Raw genomic sequence first — 15,575 nt, 5'->3', positions numbered from 1 at the left:
TATACGTCAAATCAAAAAGTCGTCTTGTTGCAAAGAAATATCGGAAAGTGAGCTACGCCTACTAACCCTGCAGATCCAAAAAATAAGTAAAAATATGGATGACAGGTTTAGTTCTTCATGTTGGCGTAATCTCCTAGAGAAATGATGCGCAGAGTGTAGCCGCTTTTTTGTTCAAAAAGCAAGCTTTCTAACCAAATGTGAACAAAAAGAAAGTTTCACAATAAGTTGTTATATCACATTAACTTTTTAACAAGTCTTTGAACAATTTCGAGATCTTAGCAACACAATTTTTATCCAAGCCATACTATGCTTAGGGTAAAGATAATCCACATAAGGGCGTGGTTATGAAATACAAACATATCCTTGTTGCACTCGAACTGTCAGATGAAAGCACCGTGCTTATCGACAGAGCGGTATCAATGGCAAACTATCTCGACTCCGATATATCCTTTATTCATATTGATGGTACGCACGGAGAAATCTATCGTGAGCTTGTAGACATCAAAGAAAACCCGGATCAAAGGCCGTTGAATGAGCATTCAATGGAATGTTTAAAAACATTTAGTGATTACATGGATTACCCACTTAAACATTTCTTCGTAGGTACTGGCGACTTGGCTGATAAATTAGAGGTCACCATTAAAGAGCAAGAAGTGGATCTTCTGATTTGTGGTCACCACCAAGATTTCTGGAGCAAGATTATTTCTTACTCCAGACACTTAATTAACAAGTCACCGGTGGATATTCTAGTCGTCCCTATTCATGATTAGTAAAAAGTAACGCTTCCCAAAACCACCAATTTATTTGGTGGTTTTTTATTGATATTGAAACAGCTTAAACAGTTTTCCAAACTAGCTTGGCGATCATTTATGAGTTACATTTTCTAACCAACCCGCGCTCCTACTGGGCATGGTTATTTAGATAGCAAGGATCCCTATGGCAAATAAAAAAGTACTCATTCTCTTTGCTCATCCTTCCCAGCATCGTTCAGAAGTGAATACTCCACTTTTCAAAGAAGCTCAAAAAATTGAAGGCGTGACATGTGTTGATCTCTATGGCGAATACCCTCGTTTCGATATTAATATCGACCGTGAGCAGCAACGCTTACGTGAGCATGACGTGGTGATTTTCCAATTTCCACTATATTGGTATTCAACGCCTGCGATTTTAAAAGAGTGGCAAGATCTGGTTTTGGAATATGGCTTTGCTTACGGTACAGATGGCACAGCACTGCAAGGTAAGACCATGCTTTGTGTGCTGTCTGCAGGGGGTAAAGAAGAAGCTTATAAGGCAGAGGGCTACAACCACTTTACGATTCGTCAACTGCTTGCGCCTATTGAACAAATGTCCGCACTGACCGGCATGAACTACATTGCCCCTCTCGCGATGTTTGGCGCACGTACAGCAGATGAAGAAGGGCGAATCCCTCGTCATGTCGAGCGGTACAAGAGCCTGCTAACAGCTTTAGTCGAAGATAGGTTGGATGTTGAAGCTGCGGCGTCATTAATCAAGCTTAACAGCGCATTGCCAGAGCTCATTAAGGAGGCTTCATGACAGGGATATTCTTACAAGCCTTCGTATATTTGATTGCTGCTGTAATTGCAGTCCCACTTGCTAAGCGTTTGGGACTTGGGTCCGTTTTAGGCTATCTCATCGCAGGTGTGGTCATTGGCCCAATTATCGGTTTAGTCGGTGAAGAAACAACAACAATCCAGCACTTTGCCGAGTTTGGCGTGGTGATGATGCTGTTTCTCGTCGGTTTAGAGCTCGAACCCAAAATGTTGTGGGCGATGCGCAATCGCTTAATGGGTTTAGGAGGTCTGCAAGTCGGTGGTACCGTCGCGGCGATTATGGGTATTGCCTTGTACTTTGACCAGCCTTGGACCATAGCCTTAGCCATAGGTTTGATCTTCGCCCTCTCTTCTACTGCGATTGTTTTGCAAACTTTTAGCGAAAAAGGATTAACGAAGACGGAAGGTGGACAAAACGCTTTCTCCGTGTTGCTTTTTCAAGATATTGCAGTGATACCAATGTTGGCGTTCATTCCTCTATTGGCCTTACCTGAATTAATTGAACAGGCACAGTCCGCGGCTCAAACAGCCGCAGCGCACCATGAAGAATTAAGCCTCGTTGCGGGGTTGCCAGGCTGGGCATACGGCATCGTAATCACAGCATCGATTGCAATCGTCGTCGTTGGTGGACACTTTTTAAGTCGACCTCTGCTCAATTATGTGGCTAGCTCTGGTTTGCGAGAAATCTTTACCGCAACTGCACTCATGCTTGTCATTGGTATCGCTGCACTAATGAGTTTAGTGGGCTTATCTCCTGCCTTAGGAACCTTCTTGGCTGGCGTTGTATTGGCGAACAGTGAATTCCGCCACGAGTTAGAATCCAATATCGAACCATTTAAAGGTCTATTGTTAGGTCTGTTCTTTATTACCGTTGGCGCAGGGATCAACTTCTCGGTCCTTTTTGGTGATTTCTGGTTGGTCATGGCATTGACCATTGGCGTGATGGTTTTGAAAGCCTTGGTGCTGTTTATTCTTGCACTGATATTTAGGGTGAAAGGCAGCAACCGCTGGCTGTTTACCCTAAGCTTGGCTCAAGCAGGTGAATTCGGCTTTGTGCTTCTAAGCTTTTCAGTGCAAAACCACGTCATCCCATTTGAACTCTCACAAACTCTTGCGTTAGTGGTTGCGATTTCGATGTTCCTGACACCAGGTTTGTTTATTCTGTTTGATAGAGTGATTCTGCCGCGCTTTGAAAGCCAGTCAAATGAACGCGAAAGCGATACGATTGAGGAAACAGGCACGGTGATCATCGCCGGCATCGGCCGCTTTGGACAAATAGTGAATCGCCTATTGGTATCAAACGGCGTGACTACCGTGGTACTTGACCATCAATCTGACCAAGTCGATAACATGCGCCAGATTGGCACTCGCGCCTATTTTGGCGACGCGACTCGACCAGATATGCTACATACAGCCGGCATTGAGCACGCCGCTGCGTTGGTTGTGGCGATTGATAACCAAGAATCGAGTGTAGAACTGGTGAAGTACGTTAAGCACACGTACCCAAAAGTAACAGTGATTGCACGTGCCTTTGACCGTGGACATGGCTATCTTTTGCGTCAAGCGGGGGCTGATATTATTGAATCAGAGACCTACCATTCTGCATTGGAGATGGGCGGTCACACAATGAAAGCCCTTGGCATTCACCCCTTCTTTGTTGAACAACAGAAGGCGACATATAAGCGTGTTGAAGCACGTAAGTCAGAAATACTTTACAAAGCTTGGGAAGATGATTCTGAAGGTGAACGCTATGACAACAATTTCCGACAACTGTTTATTCAGTTAGAGGAGAAAATGGCGGAAGAGATGCAAAAAGATCGTCATGACAAACTATCGCGGTCAGAACGTGGTTGGACACCGCCACCTAAAGGTTACGCAGATGACTTTAATGAAGATAACGTCCAAGAGCTAACACCACCAAGAGAAGAGCCTATCCAACGATAACGCACTCCATATTAAAAACCTCCCGCTTGGGAGGTTTTTATTTTTTCAGTACAGAGCCACACGCCGTGCAGGATAAAATGATCTTCTCGATATTACATAAGATCATTCATTAAAATCTCATACTCTTCGTTTGCTTCTTCCACTAAATGAGAAAGCTCTAACGCATCAGTAACTGCAAGATTGAACTGCCACGGAGTTGTGTCTTCTTTACCACAGATTCGAGTTTCACACCCACGACTCTCAAAAGACAAATCATCAAACTCTGTGGTGTGGCGCTCTTGAAGTTCAACAATCTCAACTTCTAATTTACCAACAGGGTTGACTTTAACGTGGGCATGTAACTCCGAACTGTTAGACAAACAATAATCTCTATGAACCGCAATCATGGCCGCCTCCTTGGTCTGCCAACTGACAACTCAACATTGAGTGTAGACGAGGGATTTTGAACGTGGCGTGAAATAATAATGAAGATTGATCTGTCTCATTAGAACAGACAATTGTTGTCATGAAGGCATTAGCCAGCATGAATCTCATCTGATTTAAATTGTTCTGAGATCGTAATAGTTGGCATTTACCGAGACTTTCCCTATTATCGAAACAAAATTACTGTGGTCATTCTTTAGAGGTCAGTATGGAGCTTGAAGCCGTTGCTAAAGCACTAAAAGAGTTAGGGCATCCGACTCGTTTAAGTATTTACAAAGAAGTCGTCAAAGCGGGATACAAAGGTATCGCGGTAGGCGGCGTACAAGAAAAGCTTGGCATTCCAGCATCCACTCTCTCTCATCATATCTCGAGCCTTGCTTCAGCCGGTCTTCTCACCCAGCGCCGTGAGGGTAGAACCCTTTTTTGTGTTGCAGAGTATCAGTGCTTAGATGACGTAATTGGTTTTTTAAAAGCAGAATGTTGCGTTAACGAGTGCTCATAAATTTCTAGCAAAAACGAGAGAGTTTGAGTTTATATTGAACTTCAGCAGAACGTGAATGACGATGAAAAACATACACACCGAAGTTGCTAACCTCGGTGTGTACATCTTCTACTTCGCGACGAGTAACATCGACGACTTAGATGGTACGATTAACTTACCGTCAGTTGGAATGATTTGTTCTGTCATCAAATCAACCCAATTACCATCGATTTTTAATGTCAAAGACTGTTGACGCTGTGATTTATTAAGCACCACAATACCTTTGTCACCTCGCTTAAGTACGAGCATGTCATCGTTACCTTCAAGAACACTCATCGGCTCGCCATGCGTCATATTATGGAACTGGATCATTTTTGCCATTCTCGGATCGCTCCATGCACCTTGCCATCTTGGCTGACCATTTTTACCTTTAATACCGCTGGTGTTTAAGTCGGTATAAATCAACGGCACACCACCATCTCGGCCTAGAATATAGGCATAAGCTAACCATTCGTTTTCCTCGTCCATGATGAGATCAAGAAAGACATCATTGTTAGGAATATCATGTGTGATAGCAAATGTAATCGCACGACCGGGAGACAGAGCCTGACCAAAACAATAGGGATCAATCAGAGACTTGAAGCTGCCCTTTTTAGCAAACGCCTTAAACATGGTTGAGAACAAAGGGAAATCGTACGCACCTAGGCGAGTTTCCTGTAGATACGGCTCAAGAAACAGCTGATACTCTTCTTCCGTCGCACCGCCATCGGTAATAATTTCACCAAATATATGCACATCCCGCGTGATGTCGTCTGTCCAAACACGCTTAAGATGCTCTAACGTCATGTGTTTCGCAGCGTCAATACGAAAACCTTTCACACCAATAGCTTTCAGCGCCTTTAGGTACGCTCGCTGCTGCTCAACAACATGGTCACAAACACGAAGAGTTGGCAAGCCAGGATCGGTTGGCCCACCTGTGATACGTCCGTTTTGAACCTGCCACTTATCTTTCCAGTCTTTGATGCCGAATGCTTCAACAAAGTCCTCTTCATCAAAAAGTGGTTGAGATAGATCGCCAAACAACGCTAGCGACTGATATTTCTGTTTGTTGTTCTGGTATTCCTCCAAGACCTCTTGTCTTGGGTACTGAAGGTCTCTGCGAAGGTGGGCCTCATTTGCCATATGGTTAAACACTACGTCGGCATAAACCCACACACCAACTTGCTCCAGTTCACGAACCATATGAATAAAATCTTTGGTATCACCCAAGGCATTATCGATAACACGATAATCCTGTGGTTGATAACGCTGCCACCAGCGCTCATCGTGTGCGCTTTTCATTGGTGGCGAAACCAACACAGAGCCATAACCAAGCTCGCGGATTTCTTTTGCTCGTTGGGCAATGTCAGCATACTTCCAATCAAACGCATGTAAGATAACGTTTGCACCGAATGATTGTGTTTCCTGTGAGCCACTCATGTTGTTCTCCTGCTCGTTTCCACTCACGATTACTTGTTTGCATTTTTTTGTGAGTGAATTCAATAATCGAAATTATAAAAGCTATTCATCAGAGGCACTCACCCTTTTAGCACTAACTCAAGGCTGAAATCGAAGGCGTAGCAACTCATCCATTGCACAGCGATAAATCGTTCTGAGTGAATAACGGGCACACAACATACAACCCAAATAGCCCAACACAAACCTAAAATATTGTTTTTATTGGCAAAAACATCAATCAAAAAAGATGCAACATAAGACCTACGTACGCCCTAAAATAGGCCCAAAGGATAAAAATAGCCAAGCCAACCCGTTTAGTAATCAATTGTTAATAAAACGAAACTGGCAGGTGGATCACGTTTGGCGCGTTTCAAAAATCCAGTAAATCACCATACCTAGCGTTAAAAGACTAAAGATTTCTGTTTGTATCTGTCCCGAAATGACTTCAAAATGCGAAACTTAGCTTATCTCTATGGGGTATGCTCTACCTTGGAGGATAATAATGAATATCAAAGAATTTTCTGACCTCGTCGGGCTATCTGCTCATACACTTCGATACTATGAAAAAATCGGTTTACTTAAACATGTCCATAGAAACGCGAGTGGACATCGAATGTATAGTTCGAAAGATCTAAACTGGATAAGCTTTGTTAAACGTTTAAAAGAAACTGCAATGCCACTTGAAGAGATTCTAGAATATGCCAAATTAAGGGAAGTCGGCTCTCAATCTGTACCACAACGTCAAGCCCTGTTAGAACAACACCAAGAAAACCTCAAACGCCACATTGAGCAACAGAAAAAGCACTTATCGGCTCTAGAAGAAAAAATTGCCTTGTATAAAAGCGGAAAAGTTCGTTGACTTAGAGTTAACTCTAACGATTAAGGTGTGTTTACGTTTATTCACTAGGAACATACCGATGGAACAATCACGCTTTAACAAAGGATTAGAACTACTCTCTCAAATTGATGGCGACGCTGGTCATAATGTCATCGAAACCTTACAAGATATTTGTCCAGATTTAGCTCAGTACACCATTGAGTATCCGTTTGGCGATATTTATGCTCGCCCGGGCTTAGACCTAAAATCGAGAGAAATCGCAACCGTCGCCGCGCTAACGGCTATGGGGAATTGCGCGCCGCAACTAAAAGTGCACTTAAATGCAGCGCTGAATGTAGGCTGTAGCGAGGATGAGATTAAAGAGATCATTTTGCAGATGTCCGTCTACGCAGGGTTTCCCGCGGCATTAAACGGCATGTTTGCATTCAAAGAAGTGTTAGCGGAAAGAGCAGAGTAATAACAACGTTGAAATCAATTTAACCGCAGTTAAAAACGGCCCTTGGGGTTCGGGCCGTGATTAAAACAACGAGTGAATTAGCGCTCAGGAGTTTCAAGCAGTTTAACCGCGCAATCTACCGCGTTGTTAATGCCTTGACTGCTCTCCAACTTGCCTGAACTTGCAGGACCAAGGGCACAAGAATACAAAGCCAGCTGCTTATCGAACGGCAGATCCAACTGTTCATAGAGATTTTGTCGGATTCTTGCATGTTGTTCTGGTTCTTGGTTAGCAAGGCTAATCAACGTTTCATAAATAAGCGTTTTCATGTCTTTCCCTTTTCACTTTATTGCACGGGGTGCATATATATTGTATCCATTTGGGAATCACAAATCAGAAGCTAGGTCACAGAACGCGTCGCTAAAAAAGTTTATGTGCGCGGTAAATTGCAATACAAACCTAAAGCCGTTTAGAAAAAGGGCAACCGATAACTCGATAGATCAGCCGATTAACTAGCATTCGCCGCTGTTTGTTTATAATCGTGTCCGATATAAACAAAAACGTCGCTGTATCAGCGACGTTTTATCTCGACTTTAGCTAATCGAACCTGTTTAGTTGAAGTGCACTAGCATTTCAACGTCATCACCTTGCTCTGGAGCCTGAAGAGCGAAGTACACGTACCCTGCTTCAGTAACAGGAATCGCAAGGTATTCATTGCTGCCTGCATAGTTGGACGCATACTCGTGCTGCTCTACTGTAGGCCAATGTTCCCTACTCGCGTATAGATCGACATTACCAGTTTGAGAGTGAGCCGTTAGCCATACACGAACCTCTTCAACACCTTCAGGCACATAAACTGCTGCATAACGCTGCTTGTGAACGGTAAGCATTTTGGCTTCACCAGACTCTAATACCACAGGTGCTAAATCATCTTGCACTTGGGTTGGCGGTGTTTGCGCTTCCACTTCTAACGCAGCCACAAGATTCACTGAGTCATAGCTATCACGTCCAGTTAAGCTGATGTAGTAACGACCCGCTTTAACGTAACCATCTTGCTTTGGTTCAAACACAATCTCTTCATTGCTGCCATCAGCATATTGACTCATTTCGAAATCATAGTAATGCGCGATTTTGTTGTAGCTCATGTAAAGATCCGCATCACCCGCACCCTCAATAGATACATTGAAGTTAACGGTGTTGGCTGGAACATCAACGTAGAACAGTTTTTCGCTGTATGCTTCGCCACTGAGCTGAAGGCTTTGGTTCGCCGTCAATTCAGTCACTTTTGCTTCAGGGCTTGTTGGTTCTGTTGGTTCTGTTGGTTCTGTTGGTTCTTCTGGGTCTGTATCAGGTTGCTCAGGTTCCACTTTTAATGTGTCCAACCAACGTTCAAACTCAGCATCGTATTGTTGACCTAAAGACGTCACCTGCTGTGCCCATTGTTCGAACTGGCCAGAGCGCGACAATGCCAACAAGCTTTCGACGTCTTGTGGATGATTTTCTAACATGAATCGAACAGCTAGATAACCCCAACGATAGATACGATTGGTATCGTGAGAGTACGTGGTATCAAACACAGTGGAAAGGCTCAGTTTACCATCTGCAATCAGCTCAATCGCAGCTTGGTAACCTTGCTTGTAATGCATGTATTCAGCAAAACCTTCTAGCCACCAAACAATATGACCATGAGCCAAGTTATCGCTGAACGAACCGTATTGGTTAAATCGTGCATCTAAATAGTGCGTGTATTCATGTTCTAGGTTCAAGATAGAGAGATCTTCACCATTCGCGTAGCGATAAGCGACGAAACGCGCAGTATTGTCCGCTTTTGAAGGGTCACCTTCTAGGTACTGACCACCGTTGTCCGTTGTATTACCAAATAGGAATGAAGAGTAATCAACGTAACTAGCGTTACTCGCGAATACCGCCACTTCAACACGATCATTCAAATCATCAGCGACAGGTTGATTACCCGTATTCGCAACTCGATGGAAGTCGGCTTCTTTTGCCGCTAGCACTTCACACGCTTTCGCTGCTTGAGCATCGGTCAGATCTTCAGAGCGAATAATGGCAGGTCCCTGACATTCAAAACGATTTGGCATTACACGTGCAGCTAAATCTTGCTTGGCTTGCTCAATATTCAGACCATTTAGGTCTTCTGGTGCGTAGTAGCTCATCATTTCAACGGCAGCAAGCCATAGTTTGTCATGCTCACTACCCAGTGGATAACGCTGCATCACCTGTTGCATTACTGCCAATGCTTTGCGTTTGGTCTCCTGATCTGGGCTCGCGAGCAAACGACCAGTTTCACGTAATGCATTGAAAACGATAAAGCTTGCATCCGTATCTAATGCCCAAGCATTATCAGATGCGAATTTCACCAACGTATCAATATGGTGTGTATTGTTTGCCATGTATCGGTAGAACGCATCGTTCGCCGCATGGCCTGCCATAGAGCGGAACAAGTTGTTTAAACCATCGACCCATTGCGTGTCCTGTGCGGTTTCACGATTAAAGTGCATCAACGCGGCCATCATGCTATCCATGGTCAGCGGCAACTGCTTAACGTTATCAACCATCAAAGTCAGGCTCTTCATTGCACCAACTTGTTCACGACCTTGATCCAAAGCATGAGGGTTGTTTAGGAATAGGTTCGTCGACTGAGCAAAACGCTGACTCAACGCTTGCGAAAACTCAGGTGTACCAGTACCAGCGTTGTAGCGAACGTAGTAGGCCGCTCGAATAAATTCGCCTAGGTTCTCTAGAATACGAGCTTGATCTGCTTCACCACGATAGCGAGCGATTTCTTGATCCAGCGCGACTTGGATACGGCTTAGGCTCGCTTCACTATAGATATCATTCAGCGTTTCTGAAGGTGCTGAAAACCATGCGTGGTAGCAATCATACTCAGCACCAGAAACGGCAGTAGCCAGATCTCGCGATTGTTGTAAATCAGCAACAGCACACTGATTTTGTGCAAAAGAGAAGCCAGACACACTCGCTAGCATACAAGCAAGCGCCAAACGATGGCGCGGGAAAAAACGGATATGAGACATAACAACACTCATTGATTATTAACATACATTGAGTGGGGGTTTATATTCTTTACAGCTCAAACAGTGAAATCAGTGTCATAAAATTTATGAAACCGCTCCCAAAAATAGGTCTTTTACTCTAATTAAATGGGAGCAATCCCACTCCAAAAAAACTCACAATTATCAATAAAAACATTAATTTACCTTTTTCTAAATAACGACTTTATGAGGAAAATTGCCCTTAAACGCCCCCCTTAACTCTTCCAGATAGAGTTCACGACAATCAAAGGTTCTAAATTAAATTTTGATGCTTGATACCATCTATTTTTATTTGTGACTCATACCCAATAAGTCATAGAGTGCATATCAAAAGGTTGGCATTAATGGTAAATTCTCCGCCAAATAAAACACATTTACTCCTCCAGTCATTGATGAGTGAATAAAGCAGATATTTGGCTAGGGATAATACATGTCACTTTGGGGATTTTGGGGAGCGGGGATTGCCTACTTCATGACAACGTTTGCCTTTGTTTTTGGCGGCATTTTTTGGTTATGTTCTGAAGGTAATACATTAAGAGAAACAAAGCGCCAATCATCAATAATGTCCGGGGTTATTGCTTGTACTATTGGAACTTGGGTGCTTGCTTTTGGTGTTTACGTTTACGGTTACTTTTGGGATAACTCTTCTCACTATTATTTTTATTTGCTCGCTCCATGGGGACTTGCCATTTTTGGGGTAAAACTTCGTAACCGCTGGGTTAAGCAATACGCGCGTGTAAAACACGCAAAAGAAGAACAGTGGCAAAAGCACTGGCGAGAATTATTAGGGGAAGATACTGAAGAGCTTCCACCATATACACATGATTACGAGCTCTACTCGGGCATTTGGCAAGCCAATGAAGCGCTCCAAGAACAGTGTTTTGCAGCCCTTCCTCACGGGAAAGCAGTCTACGAGAGAGTGAAAGCCTTCCAAACGATGGCCTCCCCCGCTGGTGACATAAACAATCAAGTTTTGCTGAGTAAACTCGATCAACTAGAGGATGAAATCATTCAAGTTCTTGAGCAACACTCGCAAAAGAAAGTAAGCATTGAAACTGGCGCAGGTACTTTACACAAAGAGTCAAAACGCAATGTTTATCACCATGAGAATGGCCCAACAGAAGAGCAACTGTACGACTCAATCAACCTCCAACATGATTTGGATCGAGAGCTACGCAACATTATCTATGATCGGCTCGGTTACGATGGCGAAGATGAGTACTTTTTCCTCCAAGCGCCACTCGAAGAGCTTACCGAGAATGAAACCGCAATCAACTGGATGCTCTGGGGGTTAGTAAGCAACCATTTTGCTGTTGACCCATACCAAACGGCGTTGGATCTCAGCCTAATGAATGCGGAACCAAGATGGGGGCAAAATGAACGGTTTGTAATGATTACGGCTCAATAAACGCAAGTACTAAGTCTAATTTTAATACAACCTATTCTGAGACCACCCTCGCGTTGGTTAACTTAGCCAGTAAGCGGCCAACGCGATCGCGCATTTCACGTCTATCGACAATCATATCTAGCGCACCATGCGCTAGTAAAAATTCACTTCGCTGAAACTCGTCTGGTAACTTTTCACGTACCGTTTGCTCAATGACACGTCTTCCCGCAAAGCCAATACTTGCTTTAGGTTCACCAATATTGATGTCTCCTAACATGGCTAAACTCGCCGAGACGCCACCATAAGTTTGGTCCGTCAATACTGAGATATAGGGTAATCTGTGCTCAGATAAGTGGTTTAACGCGGCGCTGGTTTTTGACATTTGCATTAGTGCCACCAAAGACTCTTGCATGCGCGCCCCTCCGCAAGCGTTAAAACATACTAACCCAGATTTTGTATTAATTGCGCTTTCAATTGCTCGGACAAACTTCTCGCCAACCACTGCGCCCATCGAGCCTGCCATGAAAGAGAATTCGAATGCACACGCAACAACAGGCAGCCCCAATAACTTGCCCTGCATCACCACCAACGCATCTTTTTCTCCAGTCGTTTTCTGCGCTAAAGCAATTCGCTCTTTATATCGCTTTAAGTCTTTAAAACCCAAAATATCTTGTGGCTCCAACTCACTTGCCAACTCTTGTTGTGTTCCATGGTCCAGAAAAGAGATCAACCTTTGACGCGCAGCCATTCTCATGTGATATGAGCATTTAGGGCATACTTCCAAATTTTCTTTTAACGCGGCACGATAAAGTATTTGTTCACACTCAGGACACTTTGTCCAAACGCCCTCAGGGATAGACGCTTTGCGCGAACCTATTATATTTTTATTCTCAAATAACCGTTCTAACCAGCTCATAAATTCACCACTATTGATTACGTTCTAGCGCGATATCTCGTTGTTTGTTCGCTTAAACTTGTAAATAAAATTGTATGTAACTTAGTACAGGGATAAAGTGCGATATGCTGGCTTGATAATCCAATAAAGTGGGATAATGAAATGTTTGATAACGTTGACCAAATCTGGTTAAAAAGTTTTCACTGTGTTTATGAGAACAACAGCTTTAAGCGAGCCGCTGAGTGTTTGAATATACCAACATCAAATATCAGCCGACACATTGCCCTGCTTGAAGAAAAGTTAAACATTAGGTTGTTCAATAGAACAACAAGGCGAATGACGCCTACCGAGGCTGGAGAAGAGCTCTATAGCAGCACTCGTCCGTTATTGGAGCAACTCAACGCCGCACTAGAAACGGTAACGCGCCACTCGCACACGGTAACAGGGGAACTGCGAATTCTTATGCCAGACACACCTGTACTGGCCAAAGCGGTTGTCACCTTTTGCACGCAATACCCGTCAATCTCTTTGTCTTGCGATACAACGCTAAACCCTAAAGATGATGTTATTGACAGCTTTGATGTCATTTTGAGTTTTCATAGAGGGACTTTGTCAGACAGTAACTGGGTGGCGAGAGAGATAAAACGCTGGCCCAGTGCCATTTTAGCCGCGCCTCAACTAATTGAGAAATACGCCACCCCTTACAAAATTACGGATCTAAGTCATGTTCCCTGCATCACGACGCTTACCGCAGTAAATGGTGCACCATGGGTATTCAGAAACCCTGTTGGGGGCCATATTACTCAAACTGTGCAATCTTCATTCAAAGTAAACAGCGGTCATCTCGCCAGATATGGCGCGTTATTAGGGCTTGGATACGCAATATTGCCAATTGAGTCATGCCAAAATGAGATCAAAAATGGTGAGCTAGAAATCGTCACTCTAGAGTACGAACCTGAGGATTTAGTGCTTTACGCCTTTTACTCGTCAAGAAAACATGTAGCTAAGAAAATATCTATGTTTGTTGAACATTTAAAGCAAAACGCAAAACTTAACGCCTAGCTAAGCTTTACTCAACTAATTTATCGTATTCTGTTTTATCGTCTAGAAAGGACAAACACCGCTAAGCGATTTGAGACTCGATTTTTTCAAATAAAAAAGCCAGCAATTAACATTTACTGGCTTTTATTAAAGAGGGTCAGTTGGCGTTTAGATTCTAAACGCTCCTACGTGACGATCGAGTGTTCGCGATAGCTCCGCGAGTTGTTGACTTGATTCTTCTAGTTGCTCACTCGCTGTTAGCGCACTTTTCACTGAGTGGCTGACGGTATCCATGTTCATATTAATTTCGTTTGCTACCGTTGATTGCTGTTCTGTTGCGGTTGCTACTTGAGTATTGATATCTGAAATAGTCGTCACTTGTGCAGCTATTGCTTCTAAAGCCTGTCGAGCTAACTCAGTTTCTGCCGTTCCTTCTTCAATAAGAGTCTTACTATTACTCATTGAATTCACCGCACTTTGAGCTTCAGTTTGTAGCTGGTGAATCATATTGTCAATTTCATCGGTAGAATGAGCCGTTTTAGTCGCTAGGTTGCGAACTTCATCAGCGACTACTGCAAAACCTCGGCCGGCATCACCAGCGCGTGCCGCTTCGATAGCCGCATTGAGAGCCAATAGATTGGTTTGCTCCGAAATACCTCTAATCACCTCTAGAATACTACCAATCGACTGAGTATTTTCAGCAAGACTCACGATAATGTTGGAAGTGCTGTTCATCTCGTTTTCAAGATTAGTCATCGCCGTTTTGGTTCTTTCTAGCGTCGTGTAGCCATCTTGCGCTTCATTACTTGCTGCACTCGCAGCATTTGCCGCTCCGGCAGCATTGGAGGCAATTTCATTGACCGTCGCAATCATTTCGTTCATGGATGTGACAACCAGCATGGTTTGCTCGTTCTGCTCTTGCCCTCTTGTGAGCGCTTGTTGAGATTGCCCACGCAAAGCGACAGCTGAACTATTAAGCTCCACACCAGTATTTACAACTTGTGTAATAATCTCATGTACTTTCCCAACAAAAACGTTGAAAGCAGAAGAAATTTGCGCGACTTCGTCATTACCTTTCGCTGGCAAACGAACGGTTAAGTCTCCGTCTCCTTTTGAGATGTCTTGTAGAGCGTCTTTAAGCGCAGAAAGCGGTCTCATCAGTTTATTTAGCAGAAGTGACAGAATCAAAACACACATAACGAAGATCGCCACCATAGAGATCAACTGGTAAGTAATAATTCCATTCGTCGCTTGGCTCACTTCAGTAATAGGAATACCGATATCAAAAGTACCGTATAACTGACCATCCACATAAATTGGTGCCATGATGTCAAACACCCATACTTTCTGGACATCGGCATACCACTTTGAGTACTGTTGAACACCTCTCGTCGCGCCTTCAACAGTATATTCATCGTTATAGGTTTTGTTCAACTTGTGCTTATCACTGTGGGCTACTGCCGTCACGTTACGATCAATTACAACGGCATAGCTCACGTCTGAACGTTGTTTCAGCCCCTCAACAAGCGATTGTAAATCTTGCATTGGATTAGCTGAGTTCTCCAAAATATAACTCGCATTTCCCGCTAGAAACTCAGCTTGAACTTGGGATTTGTTTAAGATGATGTCATCGATTTTCTGACTCGAAATTAGGTACGTTGATGCCATACTCGCCACGACAGCAATACCAAACATGGCGCAGACTGCTAATAAGATGATTCTTTTCATTATAATTGTCTCAATACAATTCAATTGATGCTCATTAATCGAGCGCTAAGCCTTTCTTCTCCAAAACCAACCAAACTGCATTTTGGGTCTGTTTGGCAGAGCAAGACATAACTTTATAACTATGTATCTGCTTGGTTCCCGATTACTTTAGACAGAAGGAAAAAAAGTCTTCAAAACGTCACATTTCTACGAGGTTTGGCGAAGGGACGAGTACGCAAAAGGAAACGTTTGCATAGTTAAATTTAACTATGCGACCAAAT

General features: G+C 43.5%; 14 protein-coding genes. 8 read left to right on the top strand and 6 right to left on the bottom strand.

What is annotated here, in order from left to right:
• Positions 1-344: 344 nt before the first annotated feature.
• The 3 genes from R7Z49_RS09025 to R7Z49_RS09015 all read left to right on the top strand — a co-directional run bounded on the left by R7Z49_RS09025 (position 345) and on the right by R7Z49_RS09015 (position 3,515).
• On the top strand, positions 345-770 hold the full coding sequence (locus R7Z49_RS09025; protein WP_005375398.1) for a universal stress protein: 426 nt from the start codon (positions 345-347) through the stop codon (positions 768-770).
• A gap of 166 nt (positions 771-936) precedes the next feature.
• Entirely contained in the window at positions 937-1,554 is a 618-nt protein-coding gene (locus tag R7Z49_RS09020) for an NAD(P)H-dependent oxidoreductase (protein WP_005375391.1), read from the top strand.
• Positions 1,551-3,515 (top strand): monovalent cation:proton antiporter-2 (CPA2) family protein, encoded by a 1,965-nt coding sequence (locus R7Z49_RS09015; RefSeq protein ID WP_005375390.1) that lies wholly within the window; start codon positions 1,551-1,553, stop codon positions 3,513-3,515. The genes R7Z49_RS09020 and R7Z49_RS09015 overlap by 4 nt, the downstream gene beginning before the upstream one ends.
• A 92-nt stretch (positions 3,516-3,607) precedes the next feature.
• Here the strand turns inward: R7Z49_RS09015 and R7Z49_RS09010 are convergent, their stop codons facing one another.
• Complete coding sequence (locus R7Z49_RS09010; RefSeq protein ID WP_005375389.1) at positions 3,608-3,901, bottom strand: hypothetical protein; 294 nt, start codon at positions 3,899-3,901, stop codon at positions 3,608-3,610.
• A gap of 245 nt (positions 3,902-4,146) precedes the next feature.
• Between R7Z49_RS09010 and R7Z49_RS09005 the strand changes: the two genes are divergently transcribed.
• The gene (locus R7Z49_RS09005) at positions 4,147-4,440 is read left to right on the top strand and encodes an ArsR/SmtB family transcription factor (protein WP_005375388.1); all 294 of its coding nucleotides are present in this window, start codon (positions 4,147-4,149) and stop codon (positions 4,438-4,440) included.
• Positions 4,441-4,548: 108 nt separating this feature from the next.
• Here the strand turns inward: R7Z49_RS09005 and R7Z49_RS09000 are convergent, their stop codons facing one another.
• A complete protein-coding gene (locus R7Z49_RS09000) occupies positions 4,549-5,898 on the bottom strand; it encodes an alpha-amylase family protein (RefSeq protein ID WP_017635250.1) in 1,350 nt (449 codons plus the stop codon).
• Positions 5,899-6,418: 520 nt separating this feature from the next.
• On the opposite strand from R7Z49_RS09000, the gene R7Z49_RS08995 reads away from it, so the two are divergent.
• A complete protein-coding gene (locus R7Z49_RS08995) occupies positions 6,419-6,775 on the top strand; it encodes a MerR family transcriptional regulator (protein ID WP_005375386.1) in 357 nt (118 codons plus the stop codon).
• A gap of 58 nt (positions 6,776-6,833) precedes the next feature.
• A complete protein-coding gene (locus R7Z49_RS08990; protein WP_005375385.1) occupies positions 6,834-7,211 on the top strand; it encodes a carboxymuconolactone decarboxylase family protein in 378 nt (125 codons plus the stop codon).
• 77 nt (positions 7,212-7,288) lie between these two features.
• Here R7Z49_RS08990 and R7Z49_RS08985 read toward each other — a convergent pair whose 3' ends face one another.
• Together R7Z49_RS08985 and R7Z49_RS08980 are read right to left on the bottom strand one after the other, a co-directional pair.
• Positions 7,289-7,519 (bottom strand): PAS factor family protein, encoded by a 231-nt coding sequence (locus tag R7Z49_RS08985; protein ID WP_005375384.1) that lies wholly within the window; start codon positions 7,517-7,519, stop codon positions 7,289-7,291.
• A 282-nt stretch (positions 7,520-7,801) separates the two neighbouring features.
• Complete coding sequence (locus tag R7Z49_RS08980) at positions 7,802-10,246, bottom strand: M9 family metallopeptidase (protein WP_318111567.1); 2,445 nt, start codon at positions 10,244-10,246, stop codon at positions 7,802-7,804.
• A gap of 448 nt (positions 10,247-10,694) precedes the next feature.
• Here R7Z49_RS08980 and R7Z49_RS08975 point away from each other — a divergent pair, with 448 nt between their 5' ends.
• Positions 10,695-11,672 carry a hypothetical protein gene (locus tag R7Z49_RS08975; RefSeq protein ID WP_065275418.1) on the top strand — a complete coding sequence of 326 codons (978 nt, stop codon included), beginning with the start codon at positions 10,695-10,697 and terminating at the stop codon, positions 11,670-11,672.
• A 31-nt stretch (positions 11,673-11,703) separates the two neighbouring features.
• On the opposite strand, the gene accD is transcribed toward R7Z49_RS08975, so the two are convergent.
• Positions 11,704-12,567: an acetyl-CoA carboxylase, carboxyltransferase subunit beta gene (gene accD / locus R7Z49_RS08970; RefSeq protein ID WP_186585159.1), complete on the bottom strand. Its 864-nt coding sequence runs from the start codon at positions 12,565-12,567 to the stop codon at positions 11,704-11,706.
• A 141-nt stretch (positions 12,568-12,708) separates the two neighbouring features.
• Between accD and R7Z49_RS08965 the strand changes: the two genes are divergently transcribed.
• Positions 12,709-13,608, top strand: a complete 900-nt coding sequence (locus tag R7Z49_RS08965) for a LysR family transcriptional regulator (RefSeq protein ID WP_005375376.1) — start codon at positions 12,709-12,711, stop codon at positions 13,606-13,608.
• Between the two features lie 147 nt (positions 13,609-13,755).
• Here the strand turns inward: R7Z49_RS08965 and R7Z49_RS08960 are convergent, their stop codons facing one another.
• Positions 13,756-15,315 (bottom strand): methyl-accepting chemotaxis protein, encoded by a 1,560-nt coding sequence (locus R7Z49_RS08960; protein ID WP_017635256.1) that lies wholly within the window; start codon positions 15,313-15,315, stop codon positions 13,756-13,758.
• Positions 15,316-15,575 lie beyond the last annotated feature (260 nt).

This window comes from Vibrio sp. 1562 (assembly GCF_033340155.1).
Classification (GTDB): Bacteria; Pseudomonadota; Gammaproteobacteria; order Enterobacterales; family Vibrionaceae; genus Vibrio; species Vibrio alginolyticus.
The sequence above is the reverse complement of the archived record's forward strand: the minus strand, read 5'-3'. Positions and strand labels throughout refer to the sequence as shown.

Coding starts and splice junctions, on each gene's coding strand:
- R7Z49_RS09025 (WP_005375398.1), top strand. CDS start 345: ATGAAATACAAACATATCCTTGTTGCACTCGAACTGTCAGATGAAAGC.
- R7Z49_RS09020 (WP_005375391.1), top strand. CDS start 937: ATGGCAAATAAAAAAGTACTCATTCTCTTTGCTCATCCTTCCCAGCAT.
- R7Z49_RS09015 (WP_005375390.1), top strand. CDS start 1,551: ATGACAGGGATATTCTTACAAGCCTTCGTATATTTGATTGCTGCTGTA.
- R7Z49_RS09010 (WP_005375389.1), bottom strand. CDS start 3,901: ATGATTGCGGTTCATAGAGATTATTGTTTGTCTAACAGTTCGGAGTTA.
- R7Z49_RS09005 (WP_005375388.1), top strand. CDS start 4,147: ATGGAGCTTGAAGCCGTTGCTAAAGCACTAAAAGAGTTAGGGCATCCG.
- R7Z49_RS09000 (WP_017635250.1), bottom strand. CDS start 5,898: ATGAGTGGCTCACAGGAAACACAATCATTCGGTGCAAACGTTATCTTA.
- R7Z49_RS08995 (WP_005375386.1), top strand. CDS start 6,419: ATGAATATCAAAGAATTTTCTGACCTCGTCGGGCTATCTGCTCATACA.
- R7Z49_RS08990 (WP_005375385.1), top strand. CDS start 6,834: ATGGAACAATCACGCTTTAACAAAGGATTAGAACTACTCTCTCAAATT.
- R7Z49_RS08985 (WP_005375384.1), bottom strand. CDS start 7,519: ATGAAAACGCTTATTTATGAAACGTTGATTAGCCTTGCTAACCAAGAA.
- R7Z49_RS08980 (WP_318111567.1), bottom strand. CDS start 10,246: ATGTCTCATATCCGTTTTTTCCCGCGCCATCGTTTGGCGCTTGCTTGT.
- R7Z49_RS08975 (WP_065275418.1), top strand. CDS start 10,695: ATGTCACTTTGGGGATTTTGGGGAGCGGGGATTGCCTACTTCATGACA.
- accD (WP_186585159.1), bottom strand. CDS start 12,567: ATGAGCTGGTTAGAACGGTTATTTGAGAATAAAAATATAATAGGTTCG.
- R7Z49_RS08965 (WP_005375376.1), top strand. CDS start 12,709: ATGTTTGATAACGTTGACCAAATCTGGTTAAAAAGTTTTCACTGTGTT.
- R7Z49_RS08960 (WP_017635256.1), bottom strand. CDS start 15,315: ATGAAAAGAATCATCTTATTAGCAGTCTGCGCCATGTTTGGTATTGCT.